Source organism: Enterococcus sp. E5-162 (assembly GCF_035725965.1).
Taxonomy (GTDB): Bacteria; Bacillota; Bacilli; order Lactobacillales; family Enterococcaceae; genus Enterococcus_B; species Enterococcus_B lactis.
This window is the reverse complement of the sequence record NZ_JAPRFV010000010.1, coordinates 57,158-77,854: the sequence shown is the minus strand read 5'-3', so window position 1 is coordinate 77,854 and position 20,697 is coordinate 57,158. Positions and strand designations below refer to the sequence as shown.

Here is a 20,697-nt window from a genome sequence, read left to right as displayed (position 1 = left end):
ATCAAAACAAGTCAGTCTATGCTATAATAAAAAGCGATTAGTAAAGGAGGAAATCCATTGGAATTAAAGAAATTAGAAGTTCCCACATCTTCGATCACAGAAGTGAAACGATCGCCGATGGATGTATTTGCTCAAGCGCGAGACGCGGGAACTGGCGTATATATATTTAATCGGGAAAAAGTAGCTGGTGTGATGTTGACCCAAGAACAATACGAAACGCTCTTGCAAGAACTAGATGTCCTTCGTCAAACAGTGAAAGAGGAACTGAAAGAACCAAAGGAAAAAGAAATACATGAAGAATCTGTCAATAAAACAGCTTCCGTCGTATCCAATGCTGAAGGGATGGAAGAGTTGGCACAAACATTACAGCACTCGCTTATTACTGGTGTGACGATTACAGCAAAAAATCTAGATGAACGAATGGTCGCACTTGGTTTTATTACGAAAAAAACCGGATTTGGCGGGGTCGTGGATATGCTCAGCGAATTGATGAAAACCGGGAAAATCAATTACCAGCTAAGAAGAAAACCGCAAAATCGGACCATCATCGCTGAAATCATAGGGGAGCAAAACAGTCAATCCCAATTGATGGATAAGATTATTATCAAAAAAATTTTTCTACATGAATTATAAGAAAACCCTATATGTACAAAAAGAAAAAAAGCTTCTCTTTGTACATATAGGGTTTATTTTTTTAGGGATGCCGTGCTTTTTTTATAAGATAAGGCTACCGCCCATAACGATCCAAGGATTTGTGGAACTAAGTAAATGCCAGCTAGAATCAAAATCAGTTGGGTCGGTTTTAAAGGATGATAAAAGTACCGCCATTCAGCAAAATTGACGCAAAATAAATAGGAAGTGACAGTAGATATAATATTGGCGATAAATAAAGATAAAATACGCCTGCTTTTTTGGAAATAATACCCAGCAAAAAGAGATAAAAATATCAACGTGATGAATCCGCTTACGGAATGATAATGGAAATCAAGCAGTAAAGCGAAATGCACATAAGGAACAAAAGATAAAAGCAATGGAAGATTCTTCCAACACGTTTTTATCATATTTTGTCACCACCTAACAAGTGTTATTATTTTGTTAATTTTATTGTAAATTGAATCATATAATAATCAATTACTTTTTCATTATTTCTAGATTAAATGAATAAACTCTCATGCCATTATCTCTAAAAAAAAAGTTTTTCCCCCTAATTTTTTTAGATAGAAAATTGTATAGTATGATGAAAGAAAAATTGGTTTGGGGGAACATTGATGAGAAGAAAAACAGTAATTGATCGGCTTTATTTATTTTTTTGGTTTTTTCCTATCGTTTTGCTACCTTTTACATGGGTAAATGCTGTTGTGCAAGGTGCCGAGATATTAGGGCTGATCCAAGGAAGTGGATTTGTGGTTTCTAGAAATTTTCCAGCTTTGACTATTTTTTACTTAGTGATAAGTGTAGGTCTATTACTGCCAAAATCTCTGATCAATCATTATAATTGGCAGCTGCTTTATTTTTCTTGTTTACTCATATTCACATCTATGTTTTCCTTGTTGCCTCGCATGATCATCGGCCCTAATGGTTTGAGCGAGAGCGGACTGAAGGATTCAGCATATCCCTCCATGTATTTCTTGACCATTAAACCGTGTTTCTATTTAGTCATTGTCTCATTTATTCTTGCGACATTCTTTTACTTCTGGACAGAGATCCGGATAAAAAGTGAACGATCTGTATCTATAAAAAATAACCGTTGATGGTGGATCATCGGTAACAAGCATATGAGCGGCGGAAAACGCCTGTTTCTCATATGCTTTTTTATTATCGTGTAAAGAATCTGAAAAACGTTTACATGATTTTTACATAACTTAACTATATTTTTACAGCAACCATACGAGGGATTTACAGTCGACTGATAAACTTTAGTTGTAAATAAGAAAGGAGCAATAAAATGAAAAAAGTATTGTTTACTCTAGGCATGATGGGAGTTCTTTTAGCCGGATGCGGCTCAGGATCAGGAAATACAGATGGCTCTGCCACACAAAATAATTCAAGTGACTCAAATGAACAGGTAAAAATCGTTGCGGTAGGTTCGACAGCATTACAGCCTTTGGTCGATGCAGCACAAGAAAGTTTTGTACAAGAAAATCCGAATTATCAAATCTCTGTACAAGGAGGAGGAAGTGGAACTGGTTTGAGCCAAGTCGAAGCTGGAGCAGTTACTATCGGAAACTCTGATGTATTTGCAGAAGAAAGAGACGGGATCGATGCCTCTAAATTAGTGGATCATAAAGTAGCAGTAGTTGGGATGGCACCAATCGTCAACAAAGATACAGGTGTCAAAGATATCACAAAACAGGAATTGATTGATATCTTTACAGGAAAAATCACTAATTGGAATGAAGTTGGCGGGAAAGATCAAAAGATCAACGTTGTGAACCGTGCAAACGGCAGCGGTACCCGTGCGACATTTGAAAAATGGGGATTAGATGGTGCCACACCTATACAGTCCCAAGAACAAGACTCATCAGGAACTGTTCGGCAGTTGGTAAGTCAAACACCAGGAGCAATCAGCTATTTGGCCTTCTCATATCTCGATGATTCCACACAAGCACTAAGTATCGACGGTGTAGAACCAAAAGAAGAGAATGTAGCAGATAACAGCTGGAAAATCTGGTCCTATGAACATATGTACACGAACGGAAAACCTTCCCCTGAAGTCCAAAAATTCTTAGACTACATGATGACAGAAGAAATCCAAGAAGGACCTGTTAAAGAATTGGGCTATTTACCAATCACAATGATGGAAGTAGAACGTGACCACGAAGGAAATATCAAATAACTAGCAGATAAATATGCTACAGTTATAGTGACAATCAAGGAAAAATCAACTATCTTTCCCCGCATATAGATTTTTCCTTTAATTGAGAAAAAGAGCGACGACATAGAACTGTCGTCGCTCTTTTTTTGCTATATGACAGGAATGAAAGGTGTATGCAAGCTTAATAGGAGGAACACTTTTCATATCTGTTCTATACTGGATAGGAGAAGTTTGTAAATATCCAGAAAACGAAATTGATCGAGGTAGCCACATGAAGAATAAATGGACAAATCGAAGTAAAAAAAAGAAAATAACACAAAAATCATCTGACAAAGTTATCCGTCTTTTTCCCTCGTACAAAGAAGGATTGACAGCAGAACAAGTCAAGGAACGAATAGAAAAAGGTGCAGCAAACGATTCGGTCGATCCCACATTCAAAACAAACCAACAAATTATATTGGAAAATATTTTTACGTATTTCAATTTGATCTTTCTTATCTTAGCCATTTTGCTTTGCCTAGTAGAATCTTATAAAAACTTGACCTTTTTACCAGTTATCATAGCCAATACAGGAATCGCTATCTTTCAGGAAATTCGATCCAAAAAAGTCTTGGATGAATTGAATGTATTGAATACAGCAAAAGTCAATGTCATAAGAGAGGGGATAGAGCAAACAGTAGATATAGAAAACCTTGTATTAGATGACATTGTTATTCTAGAGACTGGACATCAGATTCCAGCAGATGCAGAGGTCGTGGAAGGAAAACTGCAAGTCAACGAGGCTTTATTAACAGGTGAAGCAGATGAGATAACCAAAGAAATAGGTGATCCATTGATGTCCGGCAGTTTCGTTGTTTCCGGAAAAGCTTACGCCCGATTAGACAAAGTCGGAGCAGATTCGTATATTTCCCAATTGACAGTCAAAGCCAAGACAATGGGAGAAGGAGAACAGTCGGAGATGATTGCTTCTCTTAATCAATTGATCAAATGGATTGGGATCATCATTATTCCTATCGGTATTCTGCTTTTTTCTCAAAGTTACTTTTTTAATGGAAACACGATGAAAGAAAGTGTCGTCGCAATGGAAGCAGCATTGATTGGTATGATACCTGAAGGACTGTACTTGTTAACGACGATTGCATTAGCATTAAGTGCGACTAAACTAGCAAAGCAAAGAGTTCTTTTACACAATATGAAAAGCATTGAGACATTGGCAAGAGTAAATGTCCTTTGTGTAGATAAAACAGGAACGATCACAGAAAACAAAATGTCTGTCCAAAAAGTGATTGTCTCTAAAAAACAAAAAATAATCAGCCAATCAGATCAACTGGAAGAGCGCATTGCTGACTATGCAAAAGCGATGGCAGGAGACAATGCAACAATGGAAGCCGTCAAAGAATACTTTACAAAAACCACTGATCAATCCTATCACCAAGTCATTCCTTTTTCTTCTGTCCAAAAATTCAGCAGTGTAGCGTTGGGAGACAAGGTATATGTTTTAGGAGCACCCGAAATGGTTTTGCGAGATCAGTTGCCGGAATATGCGGAAGAGTTTGTTTCTTTCGCTGAAAAAGGCTATCGCGTGTTGGTCTTTGGTGTGTACGATGGGATTCTTGAAGAACCAGTATTAACGGAGGCAGTCACACCATTAGGGTATATCCTGATCGCTAATCCTATCAGAAAAGAAGCAAAAGCCACATTCAATTACTTCAAAAAACAGCAAGTAGCCATCAAAGTGATTTCTGGAGATAATCCGCTCACCGTATCTAATGTAGCTGTCCAAGCAGGGATTTCACATGCTGATCAGTACGTTGATGCGTCTAAATTATCAGAAGAAGAATATGAAGCAGCTGTCGAAAAATATACAGTTTTTGGACGCGTCAAGCCAGAACAAAAGAAAATCTTCGTTCAATTGCTAAAGCGTAACAATACAGTAGCTATGACAGGTGATGGCGTGAATGACATTCTAGCCATGAAAGAAGCAGACTGCAGTATAGCGATGGCTTCTGGCAATGAAGCCGCCATGCAGGCCTCACAAGTGGTCTTGCTTGATTCTGACTTTTCACGCATGCCGGAAGTTGTTGCAGAAGGACGGCGCGTCGTGAACAATATTGAGCGATCAGCCAGCTTGTTTTTAGTGAAGAATATTTTCTCCTTTTTGCTTTCGCTGTTTTCAGTCATCTTTGCTTTGACCTATCCTTTAGAACCATCACAGATCACATTGATTAGTTTGTTTACGATTGGACTTCCATCTTTCTTGCTTGCTCTAGAAGAAAACAAAAAGCGAATCAGAGGGAAGTTCATCATGAATGTGATGGAAAAGGCTGTGCCAGGTGGACTGACAGATATGATCGTAGTCGGTGCGTTGGTGATCTGCGGGGTGACTTTGGATCTAAATAAAACAGATGTTTCTACAGCATCTACTATGCTTTTGATTGCAGTAGGATTTCTTGTTCTCTATAAAATCTGTTCACCGCTGAATAAATTCAGAAGTCAGATCATTCTTTTCTGTGCTAGCGGTATCTTTTTTTCGGTCGTTTTTTTGCATAAACTGTTTTCAATCACCGGTATCTCAGCTGTATCGCTTTTGTTGTTGAGTATTTTATTTTTCTCGGCAGATTCGATTTTTAGGCATTTGACTACATTGGTAGAATATTTGTTTGAACGTAAAAATGAAAAAGAGCCGGAGATAATAAATAAATTGCCTCGGTTCCTTCGAGTATTCAAAAGAAATAAATGACTAATAAGATAAAAGAAGCTTAAAAATACATTAACTAAAAAATTGTATTTTCTAAGCTTCTTTCTGTATAAAAAACAAAGCAAATTTTTATCTAGAACTTATAGAAAACCAATTAAATCTTTACTTCAGGTGTCCTATAATCATTTTGAAAGCGTTTTTACAAAAGTGGGAGGGATGCTTCAAATGAAAAATAGAAGATTGCTTCAATTTAGTTTATTTTTAGGTGTACTGTATGGGATTTTCTTATCAGTTTCTATTGATGCTTGTACGACGATTTTAGTAGGAAAAAATGCTTCAGTAGATGGTTCAACGATGATTGCTAGAAATGAAGATCTGAACACGGCTTGGTCAAAATACTTTGTTGTCAGAAAAGAAAATACGAATCCTTCACATTTTGTATCAAAAGGGAATGGATTTACCCTTGATCTTCCGAAAGAACAGCTGAAGTACACAGCGACCCCAGAATGGGATACGTCAGAAGGATTATTTGAAGAAGATGGTATCAATAGCAAGAACGTTGCAATGAGCGCTACTGAATCAGCTACGACAAAGGAAGAGATATTGAAAAAAGATCCATATACCGCGCATGGTATTGCAGAAGACTCTATGTTGACCGTGACCCTTCCTTATATTGATTCAGCAAGAGCAGGGGTAGAACGATTAGAAAAAATCGTTGCTAAGCAAGGAGCTGCGGAGACAAATGGTGTGATTTTCTCTGATAAAAATGAAATCTGGTATATGGAGATACTTAGTGGTCATCAGTGGGCAGCTGTCAAAGTTCCAGATGACTGTTATGCAGTTATTCCTAATATGTTGTCAATTGATTCATTTGATTTGAAGGACAAAGATTCTTATCTTTGTTCAGCAGATTTAGAATCTTTTTTAGAAAAGAATCAACTGATAAATACGAAACGGGATATTTCTTTAAGAGACATATTTGCAGATAAGTCAAAGGATGAAAAATACAATCTTCCTAGGATATGGGATGCACAGAGAAAACTGACACCTTCAAAGAAACAAAAAATAACAGATCGTTCATTTGAGATGTTTGTCAAACCAGATAAACCTATTTCAATTGCAGAAACAGCTTATATCATGACATTACACTTTAATGGTACTGAATATGATACCATCGAAGGGACAAAGCCAGATAAGTATCGTCCAATCTCTGTGCCGAATACGATGGAATCTCATATTCTACAGATAAGAAACAATGTACCAGAAGAAATCAGTGGTATCCATTGGTTAGCGTTGGGGATTCCTGATACAAGCAATTATATACCATTTTATAGCAATATAAGCGAGACACCCGAAGCTTATCAAAAAGGAACAGATATGCCAGATGATATTTCCGCTTACTGGACATATCGGTTGACGAACATCTTGACGAAGCCATACTATAGTGATTTTAAGAAAAATATTACTTTACCAACTCGCCAAAAAGTTCGAGACCATCTATCGAAAGAGTTAGCAAGTACAGACCAACAAGCAAGAGAATTAATAGTAAATCATCCCGAAAAATTAACGGATTATTTGAATCAAAAAACACAAAGTTTTGCTGATTATGCTATAGATGCTTATCAGAAAATGAACCAGGAGCTGATTGTAAAGATGTCAGAAAAGACAGCTACACATCATGACAAAGATCTATAACATGTGGCTCAGCGTTTTTAGCTAATAAAAAGCCTGCTTTTCAGCGTAGTAGATGATCGTTAGACATCTAAACATTGCTGCAAGCAGGCCTTATTTAATTGCTTTTCGGAATGGTAACGGTGAAAGTCGAACCTGTTCCAAGATGACTGTCTACAGTAATTGTACCATGAAGGAGTTGCACGTAGTCTTTTACAATCGCTAACCCTAGTCCGGTCCCGCCTGAATGTCGGCTTCGTGCCTTGTCTACGCGGTAAAAACGCTCAAAGATCCGTTCCTGATCCTCAATGTCGATACCTATACCAAAATCTTGGACAGAAAACGATAATTCATCTGTTGCCTGATAACGGATAATGATCTCGCTGTCGTTTTTTGAGTATTGGACAGCATTTTCAATCAGATTTTTGAGGATTGGATAAAGGATATCTGTTTTAGTAGTAAATGGTTCGTTCTTTCCAATCAATCGAATCGTCAACCGTTTCTTTTCGATGATTGGCTGATAATTTTGAACGATTTGCTGGAAATAAGGTTCTGTATAAATCGTCTGGATCTCGTAAGAATTTTCACCGTCTTTTGACAGCTGGATGATTTCCCGAATCAATTTATCTAACCGAATCGCATCTTTTTGCATGATCTCAAGAAAAGAAGTCAGAGTTTGTGGGTCATCTTTTGCACCATCCAGTAAAGTCTCGGTAAAACCAATCAGTGAAGTCACAGGAGTTTTTAATTCGTGGGAGACGTTGCCCACGAAATCCTTTTGTAGCTTTTCTAAACGTCGCACTTTCGTTAAGTCATACGCCACCCCTAGAATCTGTCCGGTACCTTCTGAATTAGTAAAGTAGCGCAAACTCAAGTCTAATGTCTGTCGTCCTTCAGCGATGGTGATCTCCTGATGGATCAGCGGATGCTCAGGAGTCACTTGGTGAATCAGCTGAATGAGTTTTGGCTCTTGGATGACTTCTGTGTATCGTTGTTCAGGTTCATAGCTTGTCACGTTTAAATGCAACTGCATCTTTGGATTAAGCAGTAGTAAACGAGAATCAGCATCATCAATCAGGAATACGCCTATCATCAGTTCATTTAATAATGTGTACAATTGTTCTTCTGTTGTAGTATACGCTCGATACATCTTACTCATTTGTTCGCTCAGCTCATTGATTGTTTGATACAATTCCTCCCATTGGTCAGGTGTCTGCATGATTACTTCTGCTTGGTTTGGATTTTGTACCATTTTTCTAAGAACAGGCAGGACAGTTTTCAAAGGCTGATTTTTTTGGTAGATCAGGTAATAAATCATTCCTGCAAGAACAAGGAAGAAAGACAGAAAGAAGAAAAAGACCCAACGGCGAAAGCTCTCCGTTCTCGGTAAAAATCCGCTTGTCGGTTCTGCGATACGTAAAATGGCTTCTAACTGGCCTCCTTTTTTGACTGGTAATGCGACGTATAAAAGATCCTCATTCAAAGTAGTACTTTTGCGCAAAGCGCTACCTAGGTTCCCACCATTCAATACAGCTTTTATTTCTGGACGAGAACTTCGCCGTTCATTCAATGTTTCATTGTTTGTGTCAAATAAGATTTTTCCAGTAGCATCCATTAAAGTGATCCGTTCGTTCGACTGATGGACGAATTCTTCCAAAGCAGTTTTGTTTTGCGCTGCTTGGAGGTTTTCGACATCTAATTGCCGGATCAGTAGTTGTGCTTTTTTTGTCAGGTAGCTTTCTTGCTGTTCGACGATCTGTTGTTGGAAATAATGGGAGATCAATTGCCAACCACCAAAAAACAAACTAATTAAAAGAATAAGAAAGAAGAGACGCTCATAAATTTTTTTCCATTTCATCGTTTTGGTTCCTGAAACTTATAGCCAAATCCTCTAACAGTCACCAAGTACTTTGGATGTTTTGGATCTCGCTCGATTTTTTCTCGCAAATGACTAACGTGTACATCTACGATACGGCTTTGTCCTGCGAAGTCAAAATTCCAAATGCGGTCTAGCAATGTGTCGCGATCGATCACACGGTCTTTTCGTTTCATGAAATAAACGAGTAATTCAAATTCTTTCGGTGTGAGTTCAATCAGATGATCGTCTACGGTGACTTGATAATTGGTCAAATCAGCAGTGATTTGTCCAATCGATAGATATTCAGGCTCAGCTTCATCTTTTGATTGCTTACGAGGTTCGATCCGTCTGAATATGGCTTTCATACGGGCTAATACTTCACGTGGACTAAATGGTTTGGTCAAATAGTCGTCAGCACCTATCTCCAGACCAATGATTCGATCCACCTGATCATCTTTAGCCGTCAGCATCAAAATCGGTGTTTCATTTTTTTCTTGACGCAGCCGCTGAGTGATCTCCATGCCATCCATCGTTGGAAGCATCACATCTAAAATGATGAAATCAAATGATTGTTCTAATGCTAATTCTAATCCTTCGCCTCCATCTGCGGCACTGGTTACCTTATAGCCTTCTTTTTCCAAATTGAACGTCAAGAGCGTCACAATAGAAGGTTCATCATCAACAACTAGTATTTTTTTCATTCAAATCTCCTTTAAATAGGTTTCATTCTGTTTATATTTTAGCATAGAATCAGTACAAGGGGCTATTTTACAGAAGAAATAAATGGTATAATAGGAAGGCACTTTGCTGAATAGAAAGGAAGAGCAGTCAATGATTGGAATCAGTGCATGTTTAGGCGGTCTGGCCTGTCGCTATGATGGACAGAAAAAAGAAGTACCAGAATTGATGGAACTAGTTGAAACTGGCGAAGCCGTCATGGTCTGTCCAGAAGTAATCGGCGGATTGTCAATTCCTAGAGATCCTGCTGAAATCATTGGTGGAAATGGGTTCGATGTGTGGAAAGATCAAGCAAAAGTATGGACGACAAGCGGTGAAGATGTAACGGAAGCGTACAAAAACGGCGCGATCAAAGCCTATCAAAAATTGCAGGAAAAGCACATTGATCTAGTCATCATGAAGGAAAAAAGCCCTTCATGCGGGACCCATTCGATTTATGATGGAAGCTTTTCCGGAATAACAAAAGATGGCGCCGGAGTGGCCACTGCTTATTTTATTCAGCAAAAAATGACTGTGCTCTCTGATGAAGAATGGCTGAAAACTAGAGGTGAGCAGAATGGAAATCGAAAAGACCAATCGAATGAACGCGCTCTTTGAATTTTATTCGACCTTATTGACAGAAAAACAAATGAACTACATGGAGTTATATTATGCAGATGATTTTTCATTAGGCGAGATCGCGGAAGAATACGAAGTAAGTCGTCAAGCAGTATATGATAATATCAAGCGGACAAGCAAGATCTTGGAGGATTATGAAAAAAAACTCCATCTCTTCTCTGATTATATTGTCCGAGAACAGATATTGGAAAAGATGACCGCATATATTACAGATAAGTATCCGGAAGATAAAAAACTGCTTGAATATGTACAGCAAATTCAAGCAATCGAAGAATAAATAAAAGGAATGAAGAAAATATGGCATTTGAAAGCTTAACTGAACGTCTCCAGCAGGCGATGGGAAAACTAAGAAAAAAAGGAAAAGTATCAGAAGCTGACGTAAAAGAAATGATGCGGGAAATCCGCCTTGCCTTACTAGAAGCCGATGTTAACTTGCAAGTAGTCAAAGACTTTACTAAACGCGTACGCGAACGTGCGGTAGGGGCAGAAGTGCTGGAAAGTTTATCACCAGCACAACAAATCGTAAAAATCGTTGATGAAGAATTAACAATCACACTTGGTTCTGAAACAGCAGAGTTAAATAAATCACCAAAAATACCAACTGTTATCATGATGGCTGGTCTACAAGGGGCAGGTAAAACAACTTTTACCGGTAAATTAGCGAATTATTTAAAGAAAAATGAAAATGCTCGTCCGCTCCTAATCGCAGGGGACGTATATCGGCCAGCAGCGATCGACCAATTGAAAGTATTAGGTCAACAGCTAGATGTTCCTGTATTTGATATGGGAACAGAAGTCAGCCCAGTAGAAATCGTTCGTCAAGGGATGGAGCTAGCAAGAGAAAAGAAAAACGACTATGTATTGATCGATACGGCAGGACGTCTACACATCGATGAAACATTGATGGATGAGTTGAAACAAATCAAAGAATTAACTCAACCAAATGAGATCTTGCTGGTTGTCGATGCCATGACTGGTCAAGATGCCGTCAATGTAGCTGACAGCTTCAATCAGCAATTAGGGATTACTGGAGTAGTCATCACTAAACTTGATGGGGATACTCGAGGCGGGGCAGCATTATCGATCCGCTCAGTGACAGGCGCACCAATCAAATTCATCGGTTCTGGTGAAAAATTGACTGACTTAGAAGTATTCCACCCAGATCGTATGGCTAGCCGTATCCTTGGTATGGGGGACATGCTGACACTGATTGAAAAAGCGCAGCAAGACTATGATGAGAAAAAAGCGGAAGAACTTGCACAGAAGATGCGGGAAAACTCATTTGATTTCAATGACTTTATTGAACAACTCGATCAAGTGATGGGGATGGGCCCACTGGAAGATCTAATCAAAATGATCCCAGGAATGAATCAAGTCCCTGGAATCGAAAACGTCAAGGTAGATCCAAAAGATGTTGAACGCAAAAAAGCGATGGTTTATTCTATGACACCAGCAGAAAGAGCAAATCCTGATCTGTTGAATCCAAGCCGTCGTCGCCGAATTGCTGCTGGTTCTGGAAACAGTGTGGTTGAAGTAAACCGAATGATCAAGCAATTCAAGGAATCAAGAAAAATGATGCAACAAATGTCCAAAGGGGATATGAACATCCCAGGTATGGACCAAATGTTTGGATCAGGCGTCAAAGGGAAACTAGGCAAAATGGCGATGAATCGAATGATCAAGAAAAATAAGAAGAAAAAGAAAAAACGGAAATAAGATAAAAAAAACAGCTTCGGTACAGACTGAAAATGTCTATTGCCGGAGCTTTTCTATCAGCAATTTTTATTCTTTACTGATACAATTACTCTAAACAAAGAGGTGGCACAAATGAGATGTCCGTGGAGTGAACAGACAGAAAATATGCAGCAATATCATGATACTGTCTGGGGTGTTCCTGAATATGATGACCAAAAGCTGTTCCGAAAATTGATGCTCGACATCAATCAGGCAGGATTGAGTTGGCAGACGATTTTAAATAAAAGTGAAGCATTCGATAAAGCATATGATCAATTCGATATCCAAAAAGTCGCAAATTATGGAGAAACAAAAATGAGCGAACTAATGGAAAACAAAGGAATTATTCGGAACCGCAGAAAAATCGAAGCTGCTGTCCAAAACGCTAAAGCAGTCTTGAAGATTCAAGAAGAATTCGGCAGTTTTTCTGAGTATCTTTGGTCGTTTTCTAATGGAAAAATCGTTGATTCTTCTTATCATTCACAAGAAGAAGTCCCGACAACAAGTCCTCTTTCAGATGAATTAGCAAAGGATCTAAAGAAAAGAGGATTTAAGTTTATCGGAAGTACAACAATCTATGCTTTTTTAGAAGCAGTCGGGATCATCAATGATCACCTTGACAGTTGTTTCCGCAAAGAAGAGGTCGTACGTATCGGCAAAAAATAAAGAAAGGACGAATAAAGCATGCGAAAAATCATATTTTATGGCGCTGTAAGTTTAGATGGTTATTTGGCAACGAAAACGGATGATCTTCAATGGCTTTTTGACACTCCGACAGGTGAGCAAACCACTTATGAAGCTTTTTATGAAACAATCGATACGACCATCATGGGCAGGAAAACTTATCAGGAAGCAAAAAAATATTTGGAAACCGAAGCAATTTATCCAGAGAAAAAGAATTTCGTTTTTTCAACCAATGCACAATTACAATTGCCAGATGCTGAGGTCGTACACGAAGAGCCTGTTGCTTTTCTAAAAAATCTACAAATGACAGAAGGAAAAGATATCTGGGTTGTGGGTGGAGGTCGATTGATCAAACCGTTAGTAGAACATCAAATGATTGATGAATGGTATATCCAGATTGCCCCTGTATTATTAGGGGACGGAATCCCTTTATTCCAAAAAGGAACCTATGAAGCACGTTTTGAATTGCTAGATACGACACGATTCGGTGAATTTATCGAATTGCATTATATACGAAAGTAGAAACAAAAAAAACAAAAAAGACAACTATATGCAGAAGTGTCCTGTACATAGTTGCCTTTTTATTACTGTTCTAATTTTATTCTGCTAATTTGTTAGAAAAATCTAGATATGCATCTAAAATCGTTTGGAAGAAACTTAATGTTCCTTCAACGATATTGCCGTTTTCATCAATTAGATTCGTAACGTTTCCGATATATGCTTCCGGTTGTTGCAAGGTAGGCACATTCAAAAAGACAAGTGATTGGCGTAGATGGTGGTTTGCGCCAAAACCGCCGATCCCACCTGGTGATGCAGTAACGACTAAACCTGGTTTATGATCCCAAACACTGTGTCCATAAGGTCTTGAGCCTACATCTAAAGCATTTTTCAATACTGCTGGCACAGAGCGGTTGTATTCAGGAGTAACGAAAACGACACCGTCTAATCCACTCACTTCCTCACGAAAACGAGTCCATTCAGCAGGCGCTTTTTCTGGGGTTTCAAGATCCTCATTGTAAAATGGCAGATCATCGAATTTTACAAATACACTTTCGTACCCTTCAGGAAGCAATTTCGCAAAAGCTTCTGCTACTTTTTTGTTGTAAGAATCTTTTCTTAAACTACCAATAAAAAATCCAATTTTTTTTGTCATACGATTTTTCCTCCTTCAAACTATCTATAATAATCTTACAAAAAATAAGTAACTGGAGCAAATAAAAACACTTACTGGCAAAAGTTTCGTTTCAGTTGACAAATGATCGCGAAGTATCGTTAGTCTCCATTGCCAACCCTCTTGGAAAGTCTATATAATGAAGAAAAAGGAGGGATAAGATGGAAGAATTATCATTATCGAAAAATGTAGCAAATTTACGAAAGGAAAAAGGCGTGACCCAAGAAATTCTAGCTGAATTCATAGGTGTGACAAAAGCTTCTGTTTCCAAATGGGAGACAGGCCAAAGTATGCCTGATGTACTCATATTGCCTAAATTAGCCAGTTTTTTTGATGTGTCTGTTGATGAACTGCTCGGCTATCATCCTCAATTGACGAAAGAGCAAATCAGACACTTTTATCAGCAGTGGACTACCGCTTTTTCTGAAGAGCCCTTTGAATATGTGATGGAGGACTGTAGAAAAGCGGTCAAACAATATTACTCATGTTATCCTTTTCTTTTACAAGTAGCCGTTTTGTGGTTGAATCATTTTATGCTAACAAAGGATCTGGAGGAACAACAAGCAATTCTGTCTGAAGCAGAAGCGTTATGTACGAAAATCGTAGAAGAATCAGCAGAATTATCTCTATGCAATAATGCTTCTTTGTTAAAAGTAGCGGTCATGCTCCAGTTAGGCAAACCAGAAGAAGCTTTATCTGAAATCGAAGAAAAAGCGGACCCTTATCGTTTTGCCCAGCAAAGCGACACCTTACTTATCCAAGCGTACCGAGCCGCTGGTCAAACAAAAAAAGCGGTAAGCTATACTCAATTCAGCATGTTTTCTCATTTAATCAATCTCGTATCTTCAGCCACTCATTATCTATTGATCCAAATCATTCAATTACCGGTTATAGAAGAAACTGTCAATAGAATAGATGCTGTGATCCAAGCATTCAACCTGACGGCGGTCCATCCCAACAGTTGTGCTCAATTTTCTTATGCTGCAGCCTGTGCTTATGCGAAACATGAAAAAGAAGAACAAGTAATAAAGTGCTTAAAACAGTTTGTGGATTTGACACTTATACTTTTAAGCGAGGAAGGCAGAATCCTTCATGGTGATAGGTATTTTGATGAGATAACTGAGATATTTGAAGGAGCAGATCTTGGGGTACAGCAAATAAGAGACACGAAAATCATCAGGGAAGGGGCATTGAGTGCATTAGAAAATCCGATTTTTCAACAAATTGAAAGATCAAAAATTGAAAAACTAAAAAAACGATTGGCAGGCGAGTAATATGGGCATCAAAGAATTTCTTCCGTTTTTAATTCCTTTAATCATTGTACAGTTTGGATTACTTATTTATGTACTTCATCATATCTTTACACATTCTGCATATAAACATGGAACTCGAATGATATGGGTGATTATTGTTATTGTTGGTATGCAGTTCATCGGTCCTGTCCTTTATTTGATTTTTGGCAAGGAGGATGCGTAGTGGCTATCTTGACACTTGAAAAAGTCTCAAAGTCTTTTGGTACAAACAAATTGCTGGATGATTTATCTTTTTCTGTAGAAGAACAGACGATTTTTGGTTTCATCGGTAAAAACGGTGCTGGAAAAACGACAACTATGAAACTGATCTTAGGTCTTATCAAAAAAGACAGCGGAACGATCCGAGTGAACGGAAAAGAAGTAGAGTACGGACAAACAACGACCAATCAAGAAATCGGCTATTTAGCTGATGTACCGGTTTTTTATGATTATATGACCGCTTCTGAGTATTTGATCTTTTGCGGCGAACTCACAGGAATGCCTAAACAGCGGATAAAGGAAAAAATCAGTGAACTGTTGTCACTTGTCGGTCTGTCGAATGAAAAGAAGCGGATCAAAAAATTTTCCAGAGGGATGCGACAACGTTTAGGGATTGCTCAAGCATTGTTGAACGAGCCCAAGTTACTCATTTGCGATGAACCAACTTCTGCTCTTGATCCTGTGGGTCGAAAAGAAATATTAGATATCTTATCATCTGTGAAAGAGCAAACGACGATTTTATTTTCAACTCATATTTTATCTGATGTGGTGCGTATCTGTGACAAAGTTGCTTTTTTGGATAATGGAAAAATCGTGTTGTCTGGATCAGTGGACGAATTGAAAAAGCAAACAAATGCTAGTGGATTTGAGATCGTATTTTTTTCCAAAAAAGAGCGCGAACAATTTGAAGAGCTTTTACCTGGAGGGATGATCCGAAGTGAACTGCGTATAGCTTATCCACAAAAAAGTAAAGAAGAAATGCTTTTTGCTATGGATTTGCTAGCCAAATACCAATTGCCAGTCCAATCGGTCCAGATGGAAGAACCTACGCTAGAAAAACTCTTTTTGGAGGTCGTTCAATCATGAGACAACTCATTGCCTTCGCCAAAAAGGAGCTAAAGGAAAACTGGCGTACTGGAAAAATCATCACGCTAAGTGCGCTCACAGTGATTTTCGGTATAATGAATCCATTGCTAGCTAAATTGACTCCTTATTTAGTGCAAGCTATGTCAACAACTCTGGCAGAGTCAGGGATTTCTGTTCAGAAGATTACAGTTGATGCAACGACTTCATGGACACAATTTTATAAAAATATTCCGATGTTGCTGATTTTTTTCCTTCTTTTATTCAGTGGGATATTGACAAGCGAATACCAAAACGGAACAATCATCAACTTGCTGACAAAAGGGATGAAGCGCTGGAAGATATTTCTGTCGAAATGGATCATGGGTATACTATTTTGGAGTGTCAGCTATTGGTGCTGTTATAGTATTACGCTAGCATACACTATTTATTATTGGGACCAGTCGATTATCACCCATCCTTTATTTATCAGTTTTACTTATTATTTTTTTGGTTGTTGGCTTTATTCATTGATTTTATTTTATTCAGCTTTTCTTTCTTCCAATTATGCGGTTCTGTTGGCTAGTGGGGGAACGGTCATTCTGAGTTATGGTGCTGGGTTGTTCTCTAAAGTAGCAGAATATGTACCGACTTATTTGATTTCTTCCTCAAATTTTCTTGCGAAAGAAATCCACCTTGCAGATTATACTCGGTCATTAGCAGTGACATGTTGTTCTATCGTCATATCCATCGTAGCTGGGTGGCTTGTTTTTAACAAAAAAGAAGTCTAAAATCTGCTATTTCCTAAAAAAAATCGAATTTAATCAAGCTGTAAAGAAAAAAAGCTTTACAGGGTAAAAAAAAACTGTTACACTACATCTTGTGAATAAAACAATGGAGGTGGAAATAAATAATGGCAGTTAAAATCCGTTTAAAACGTATGGGTTCTAAAAAGAGTCCTTTTTACCGTATCGTCGTAGCTGATTCACGTTCTCCTCGTGATGGACGTTTCATCGAAACTGTAGGTACTTACAATCCTTTGAAAGACCCTGCAGAAGTAGTTTTAAAAGAAGACTTAGTTCTTGACTGGTTATCAAAAGGTGCACAACCTTCTGACACTGTACGTAACATCCTTTCAAAAGAAGGCGTTATGCAAAAACACCACGAAGCTAAATTCTCAAAGAAATAAGGTGACCGGATATGAAAGATTTAAGCGACTTAGTCTTAACAATCGTTCGTCCGCTAGTCACTTATCCTGATCAAGTCAAGTTAGAGGTCGTAGAGTCGAAAGATTTTTACGAGTACAACCTAACAGTGGCACCTGAAGATATTGGCCGTATCATCGGAAAACAAGGGCGTGTGGCCAAAGCAATCCGCACGATCGTTTACGGTGTTCGGATCAATGCACCAAAAAAAGTGCGTTTGAATATCATCGATGATAAGGAAAAGTAAATAAACGTGCTGTACTCGAATTTCCGAGTACAGCTTTTTTGTTTTTTTATTAATTGAAGAAATGATTATTTGGCAAAAGAAGTAAGAAAGCGTATCCTTATAATAGGAGGGAGTGAACAGATAATGAGAAATACTATGTTATTTATTCCGTTTGTCTTATTGTTAAGCGCCTGCAGTTTGATTACTGAAAGATCAGACAATACGCAACCATCAAGCAGTACATCTGAAACTGTTGCAAGTACAGAAAAAAGTAATACTAAAACGGCTTCATCTACTGAACAAACAAGGACTACCTCAAATAATGAGGAAAAGCCTGCTTTAAACCAATTGAAAGAACAACAACCAAACGTGCCCATGCCTTTAGATGTACCGATTTCTTCTGGCTATCTCAATGTCGCAGCGGCACAAACAAAGCAAGGCTATTCTATTTTATATTACGGATCAGATCGTCCCCTCTGGTTGAATGCTGACGAATTGAATCAAGAAACGCCTATTGCAACTTATCTCTATCAATATGGATTTGCTTCTAGTCAAGAAACGATCCAAGTCTTGCAGCCATTTGAGATCGATACAAATGGGCAGCAAATGGATTTAGGTCATCAAATCACGGGGTATCAGCAAGGAGCAGCAGGTTCAAGCTACCTTGAATGGCAAGAAGGAAATTGGCGTATTCGGATCCGTGGGAATAATATAGATGGTCAAGAACCCTTGCCGTTAGCTAAAGAAATCGTAGCCTATTTGGAAGAAAACAGGCTGCCAGTACCTGAACAATTTGGTAAGATAACTATTGATATGGGAGATACGACGAATCGAGCCGTAGAAGTAAGTTGGCAAGAACCGAAAAATGTCTATACGATCACTCGTCAAGACCCTATAGCTGCATTGAAGATGGCAGTTTCTATGAAGAAGCCATGACAGAAGTGCTCAGCTCCAAGAAATAAGAAGTCATCAAAAACAGTACGCCACAGTTTTGCATAAATTTGGCTTAATACCCTAAAAGAAAACTAGAATTGCCTCTCCGCACATGCTAAAATAAAACAGACAAAAAAGAAATGGGGATATAAGTTGACTGAATACTTGAATGTAGGAAAAATCGTAAACACACAAGGTATCAAAGGTGAAGTCCGTGTGATCTCAACAACGGATTTCCCAGAAGAACGTTACAAAAAAGGGACGGTGCTGACATTATTCCAAGATGGAAAAGCACCTGTGGAATTAACAGTCAAAAGTCATCGCAAACATAAAAATTTTGACTTATTGAGTTTTGAAGGACATCCTTCTATCAATGATGTGGAAAAATATCGGGATGGCATATTGAAAGTGTCAAAAGACAACTCTGTAGATCTAGCTGAAAATGAATTCTATTACCACGAGATCATCGGTCTGCGTGTGGTGGAAGAAGATGGAACGGAACTAGGTAAAGTAAAAGAAATCTTGTCACCAGGTGCCAATGATGTTTGGGTCGTTCAACGTCCGAAAAAAGCTGATATCTTGCTTCCATATATCGCTTCTGTCGTCAAAGAAGTCGATTTAGAAGCTGGAGTGGTCCGTGTAGAAATCCCAGAAGGACTGATTGACGATGAAGATTGATGTATTGACTTTATTTCCAAGAATGTTTGAAGGCCCTATGGGAGAATCCATCATCGGCAAGGCTGTAGATAAAGGATTATTAGACATTAATATCTCTAACTTCCGTGATTATTCAGATAACAAACATCAGACAGTAGATGATTATCCATATGGCGGAGGAGCAGGTATGCTGCTCAAAGTCCAGCCCATCTATGATAACATCCAAGCAATCGAACAAGCTGCACCGGATGTCCAAAAAAGAGTAATTCTTCTTGACCCAGCTGGTAAACGATTCGATCAAAAAATGGCAGAAGAATTTTCACAGGAAGAACATCTGGTATTCATTTGTGGTCATTATGAGGGATATGATGAACGTATCCGCACATTAGTGACAGATGAAGTTTCCTTAGGGGATTATGTCCTTACTGGGGGAGAATTAGGTGCGATGGTCATGATCGATGCAACAGTTCGGCTGTTGCCAGATGTGTTAGGCAATCAGACTTCTGCCCAAACCGATTCTTATTCAACTGGTCTATTAGAACATCCCCAATATACTCGTCCAGCAGAATATAAAGGGATGAAAGTACCAGAAGTATTGACAAATGGAAATCATAAATTGATTGAAGAATGGCAATTAAAAGAGTCGCTAAGAAGAACCTATCAACGCCGACCTGATCTCTTGGAAACACTTGAATGGACACCTCAAATGACGAAATTTTTAGAAGAGATCAAGAAAGAAGAACAAGAAAAAACAGCAGATGTAACCAAGTAAATTTTTCTAAAATCTTCTTTACAGTAGATTGATAGTATGTTAGTATTTTATGGTGAGTGTACAAGCACTTAACTATTACGATATTCCGCTGTGAGAAAAGCTCATAAGAATATTTGGAATAAGGAGAAGAAAACCATGAATCCATTAATCGAAGAATTAACAAAAGACCAATTACGTTCTGACATCCCAGCGTTCCGCCCTGGTGACACTGTGCGTGTTCACGCAAAAGTTGTCGAAGGTACTCGTGAACGTATCCAGTTATTTGAAGGTGTTGTTATCAAACGCCGCGGTGCTGGAATCAGCGAAACTTATACAGTACGTAAAGTTTCTAACGGAGTGGGCGTTGAGCGTACATTCCCATTGCACACACCACGTGTTGCAAAAATCGAAGTAGTTCGCTACGGTAAAGTACGTCGTGCAAAATTGTACTACCTACGTGCATTACACGGAAAAGCTGCTCGTATCAAAGAAATCCGTCGTTAATCATCGTTATCAGACTGAGAAAGAACCCTTGGTATTCAAGGGTTCTTTTTTTGTTCTCTGTTTTTTTATATTAACGATTT

23 protein-coding genes and 1 pseudogene are annotated in these 20,697 nt (G+C 38.4%); 20 read left to right on the top strand and 4 right to left on the bottom strand.

Features of this window, described 5'->3' with window-relative positions; genetic code table 11:
• Positions 1-57 precede the first annotated feature (57 nt).
• Complete coding sequence (locus OZZ83_RS10695; protein ID WP_002291618.1) at positions 58-633, top strand: hypothetical protein; 576 nt, start codon at positions 58-60, stop codon at positions 631-633.
• A gap of 61 nt (positions 634-694) precedes the next feature.
• On the opposite strand, the pseudogene OZZ83_RS10690 reads toward OZZ83_RS10695, so the two are convergent.
• Positions 695-1,061, bottom strand: a pseudogene (locus OZZ83_RS10690) (hypothetical protein).
• Positions 1,062-1,268: 207 nt separating this feature from the next.
• On the opposite strand from OZZ83_RS10690, the gene OZZ83_RS10685 reads away from it, so the two are divergent.
• The 4 genes from OZZ83_RS10685 to OZZ83_RS10670 all read left to right on the top strand — a co-directional run bounded on the left by OZZ83_RS10685 (position 1,269) and on the right by OZZ83_RS10670 (position 7,208).
• Complete coding sequence (locus tag OZZ83_RS10685) at positions 1,269-1,751, top strand: hypothetical protein (RefSeq protein ID WP_278023770.1); 483 nt, start codon at positions 1,269-1,271, stop codon at positions 1,749-1,751.
• Between the two features lie 194 nt (positions 1,752-1,945).
• Positions 1,946-2,836 carry a phosphate ABC transporter substrate-binding protein PstS family protein gene (locus OZZ83_RS10680; protein ID WP_002345218.1) on the top strand — a complete coding sequence of 297 codons (891 nt, stop codon included), beginning with the start codon at positions 1,946-1,948 and terminating at the stop codon, positions 2,834-2,836.
• A 250-nt stretch (positions 2,837-3,086) separates the two neighbouring features.
• The gene (locus tag OZZ83_RS10675) at positions 3,087-5,555 is read left to right on the top strand and encodes a cation-translocating P-type ATPase (protein WP_002308713.1); all 2,469 of its coding nucleotides are present in this window, start codon (positions 3,087-3,089) and stop codon (positions 5,553-5,555) included.
• A gap of 183 nt (positions 5,556-5,738) precedes the next feature.
• Entirely contained in the window at positions 5,739-7,208 is a 1,470-nt protein-coding gene (locus OZZ83_RS10670; protein ID WP_002345217.1) for a C69 family dipeptidase, read from the top strand.
• A 94-nt stretch (positions 7,209-7,302) separates the two neighbouring features.
• Here the strand turns inward: OZZ83_RS10670 and OZZ83_RS10665 are convergent, their stop codons facing one another.
• A complete protein-coding gene (locus OZZ83_RS10665; RefSeq protein WP_002308716.1) occupies positions 7,303-9,042 on the bottom strand; it encodes an ATP-binding protein in 1,740 nt (579 codons plus the stop codon).
• The gene (locus tag OZZ83_RS10660) at positions 9,039-9,743 is read right to left on the bottom strand and encodes a response regulator transcription factor (RefSeq protein WP_002291606.1); all 705 of its coding nucleotides are present in this window, start codon (positions 9,741-9,743) and stop codon (positions 9,039-9,041) included. The genes OZZ83_RS10665 and OZZ83_RS10660 overlap by 4 nt, the downstream gene beginning before the upstream one ends.
• 130 nt (positions 9,744-9,873) lie before the next feature.
• Here OZZ83_RS10660 and OZZ83_RS10655 point away from each other — a divergent pair, with 130 nt between their 5' ends.
• The 5 genes from OZZ83_RS10655 (at position 9,874) to OZZ83_RS10635 (ending at position 13,338) form a co-directional block, all read left to right on the top strand.
• On the top strand, positions 9,874-10,377 hold the full coding sequence (locus tag OZZ83_RS10655; RefSeq protein WP_002308718.1) for a DUF523 domain-containing protein: 504 nt from the start codon (positions 9,874-9,876) through the stop codon (positions 10,375-10,377).
• Positions 10,337-10,675 carry a putative DNA-binding protein gene (locus OZZ83_RS10650; RefSeq protein WP_002291603.1) on the top strand — a complete coding sequence of 113 codons (339 nt, stop codon included), beginning with the start codon at positions 10,337-10,339 and terminating at the stop codon, positions 10,673-10,675. Before OZZ83_RS10655 ends, OZZ83_RS10650 begins: the two co-directional genes overlap by 41 nt.
• Positions 10,676-10,695: 20 nt before the next feature.
• On the top strand, positions 10,696-12,114 hold the full coding sequence (gene ffh, locus OZZ83_RS10645) for a signal recognition particle protein (protein ID WP_002291602.1): 1,419 nt from the start codon (positions 10,696-10,698) through the stop codon (positions 12,112-12,114).
• Positions 12,115-12,225: 111 nt separating this feature from the next.
• Complete coding sequence (locus tag OZZ83_RS10640) at positions 12,226-12,798, top strand: DNA-3-methyladenine glycosylase I (protein ID WP_002308719.1); 573 nt, start codon at positions 12,226-12,228, stop codon at positions 12,796-12,798.
• 18 nt (positions 12,799-12,816) lie between these two features.
• Positions 12,817-13,338: a dihydrofolate reductase family protein gene (locus OZZ83_RS10635; protein WP_002308721.1), complete on the top strand. Its 522-nt coding sequence runs from the start codon at positions 12,817-12,819 to the stop codon at positions 13,336-13,338.
• Positions 13,339-13,414: 76 nt separating this feature from the next.
• Here the strand turns inward: OZZ83_RS10635 and OZZ83_RS10630 are convergent, their stop codons facing one another.
• Positions 13,415-13,969, bottom strand: a complete 555-nt coding sequence (locus tag OZZ83_RS10630; RefSeq protein WP_002308722.1) for an NADPH-dependent FMN reductase — start codon at positions 13,967-13,969, stop codon at positions 13,415-13,417.
• Between the two features lie 179 nt (positions 13,970-14,148).
• On the opposite strand from OZZ83_RS10630, the gene OZZ83_RS10625 reads away from it, so the two are divergent.
• From OZZ83_RS10625 to rplS, 10 genes are all read left to right on the top strand, one after another.
• Positions 14,149-15,261 (top strand): helix-turn-helix domain-containing protein, encoded by a 1,113-nt coding sequence (locus OZZ83_RS10625; RefSeq protein WP_104760182.1) that lies wholly within the window; start codon positions 14,149-14,151, stop codon positions 15,259-15,261.
• 1 nt (position 15,262) lies between these two features.
• Positions 15,263-15,463 (top strand): PLDc N-terminal domain-containing protein, encoded by a 201-nt coding sequence (locus OZZ83_RS10620; RefSeq protein ID WP_002314752.1) that lies wholly within the window; start codon positions 15,263-15,265, stop codon positions 15,461-15,463.
• Positions 15,463-16,365 carry an ABC transporter ATP-binding protein gene (locus OZZ83_RS10615; protein WP_002313564.1) on the top strand — a complete coding sequence of 301 codons (903 nt, stop codon included), beginning with the start codon at positions 15,463-15,465 and terminating at the stop codon, positions 16,363-16,365. The genes OZZ83_RS10620 and OZZ83_RS10615 overlap by 1 nt, the downstream gene beginning before the upstream one ends.
• Positions 16,362-17,132 (top strand): ABC transporter permease subunit, encoded by a 771-nt coding sequence (locus OZZ83_RS10610; RefSeq protein ID WP_002308727.1) that lies wholly within the window; start codon positions 16,362-16,364, stop codon positions 17,130-17,132. The genes OZZ83_RS10615 and OZZ83_RS10610 overlap by 4 nt, the downstream gene beginning before the upstream one ends.
• Before the next feature lie 122 nt (positions 17,133-17,254).
• Positions 17,255-17,530 (top strand): 30S ribosomal protein S16, encoded by a 276-nt coding sequence (gene rpsP / locus OZZ83_RS10605; RefSeq protein WP_002290274.1) that lies wholly within the window; start codon positions 17,255-17,257, stop codon positions 17,528-17,530.
• An 11-nt stretch (positions 17,531-17,541) separates the two neighbouring features.
• Positions 17,542-17,793, top strand: coding sequence for a KH domain-containing protein (locus OZZ83_RS10600; protein WP_002308728.1), 252 nt, complete (start codon positions 17,542-17,544; stop codon positions 17,791-17,793).
• 123 nt (positions 17,794-17,916) lie between these two features.
• Complete coding sequence (locus OZZ83_RS10595; RefSeq protein WP_278023773.1) at positions 17,917-18,708, top strand: hypothetical protein; 792 nt, start codon at positions 17,917-17,919, stop codon at positions 18,706-18,708.
• Between the two features lie 150 nt (positions 18,709-18,858).
• Positions 18,859-19,383, top strand: coding sequence for a ribosome maturation factor RimM (rimM, locus tag OZZ83_RS10590; RefSeq protein WP_002308730.1), 525 nt, complete (start codon positions 18,859-18,861; stop codon positions 19,381-19,383).
• Positions 19,373-20,134, top strand: coding sequence for a tRNA (guanosine(37)-N1)-methyltransferase TrmD (gene trmD / locus OZZ83_RS10585; protein ID WP_002308731.1), 762 nt, complete (start codon positions 19,373-19,375; stop codon positions 20,132-20,134). The genes rimM and trmD overlap by 11 nt, the downstream gene beginning before the upstream one ends.
• Positions 20,135-20,269: 135 nt before the next feature.
• Positions 20,270-20,617 carry a 50S ribosomal protein L19 gene (gene rplS, locus OZZ83_RS10580; RefSeq protein ID WP_002290284.1) on the top strand — a complete coding sequence of 116 codons (348 nt, stop codon included), beginning with the start codon at positions 20,270-20,272 and terminating at the stop codon, positions 20,615-20,617.
• The last annotated feature ends 80 nt before the right edge of the window (positions 20,618-20,697 follow it).

Coding starts and splice junctions, on each gene's coding strand:
- ffh (WP_002291602.1), top strand. CDS start 10,696: ATGGCATTTGAAAGCTTAACTGAACGTCTCCAGCAGGCGATGGGAAAA.
- OZZ83_RS10640 (WP_002308719.1), top strand. CDS start 12,226: ATGAGATGTCCGTGGAGTGAACAGACAGAAAATATGCAGCAATATCAT.
- OZZ83_RS10650 (WP_002291603.1), top strand. CDS start 10,337: ATGGAAATCGAAAAGACCAATCGAATGAACGCGCTCTTTGAATTTTAT.
- OZZ83_RS10620 (WP_002314752.1), top strand. CDS start 15,263: ATGGGCATCAAAGAATTTCTTCCGTTTTTAATTCCTTTAATCATTGTA.
- OZZ83_RS10625 (WP_104760182.1), top strand. CDS start 14,149: ATGGAAGAATTATCATTATCGAAAAATGTAGCAAATTTACGAAAGGAA.
- OZZ83_RS10600 (WP_002308728.1), top strand. CDS start 17,542: ATGAAAGATTTAAGCGACTTAGTCTTAACAATCGTTCGTCCGCTAGTC.
- OZZ83_RS10635 (WP_002308721.1), top strand. CDS start 12,817: ATGCGAAAAATCATATTTTATGGCGCTGTAAGTTTAGATGGTTATTTG.
- OZZ83_RS10660 (WP_002291606.1), bottom strand. CDS start 9,743: ATGAAAAAAATACTAGTTGTTGATGATGAACCTTCTATTGTGACGCTC.
- OZZ83_RS10670 (WP_002345217.1), top strand. CDS start 5,739: ATGAAAAATAGAAGATTGCTTCAATTTAGTTTATTTTTAGGTGTACTG.
- rplS (WP_002290284.1), top strand. CDS start 20,270: ATGAATCCATTAATCGAAGAATTAACAAAAGACCAATTACGTTCTGAC.
- OZZ83_RS10610 (WP_002308727.1), top strand. CDS start 16,362: ATGAGACAACTCATTGCCTTCGCCAAAAAGGAGCTAAAGGAAAACTGG.
- OZZ83_RS10685 (WP_278023770.1), top strand. CDS start 1,269: ATGAGAAGAAAAACAGTAATTGATCGGCTTTATTTATTTTTTTGGTTT.
- OZZ83_RS10595 (WP_278023773.1), top strand. CDS start 17,917: ATGAGAAATACTATGTTATTTATTCCGTTTGTCTTATTGTTAAGCGCC.
- trmD (WP_002308731.1), top strand. CDS start 19,373: ATGAAGATTGATGTATTGACTTTATTTCCAAGAATGTTTGAAGGCCCT.
- rpsP (WP_002290274.1), top strand. CDS start 17,255: ATGGCAGTTAAAATCCGTTTAAAACGTATGGGTTCTAAAAAGAGTCCT.
- OZZ83_RS10675 (WP_002308713.1), top strand. CDS start 3,087: ATGAAGAATAAATGGACAAATCGAAGTAAAAAAAAGAAAATAACACAA.
- OZZ83_RS10680 (WP_002345218.1), top strand. CDS start 1,946: ATGAAAAAAGTATTGTTTACTCTAGGCATGATGGGAGTTCTTTTAGCC.
- OZZ83_RS10630 (WP_002308722.1), bottom strand. CDS start 13,969: ATGACAAAAAAAATTGGATTTTTTATTGGTAGTTTAAGAAAAGATTCT.
- OZZ83_RS10655 (WP_002308718.1), top strand. CDS start 9,874: ATGATTGGAATCAGTGCATGTTTAGGCGGTCTGGCCTGTCGCTATGAT.
- OZZ83_RS10665 (WP_002308716.1), bottom strand. CDS start 9,042: ATGAAATGGAAAAAAATTTATGAGCGTCTCTTCTTTCTTATTCTTTTA.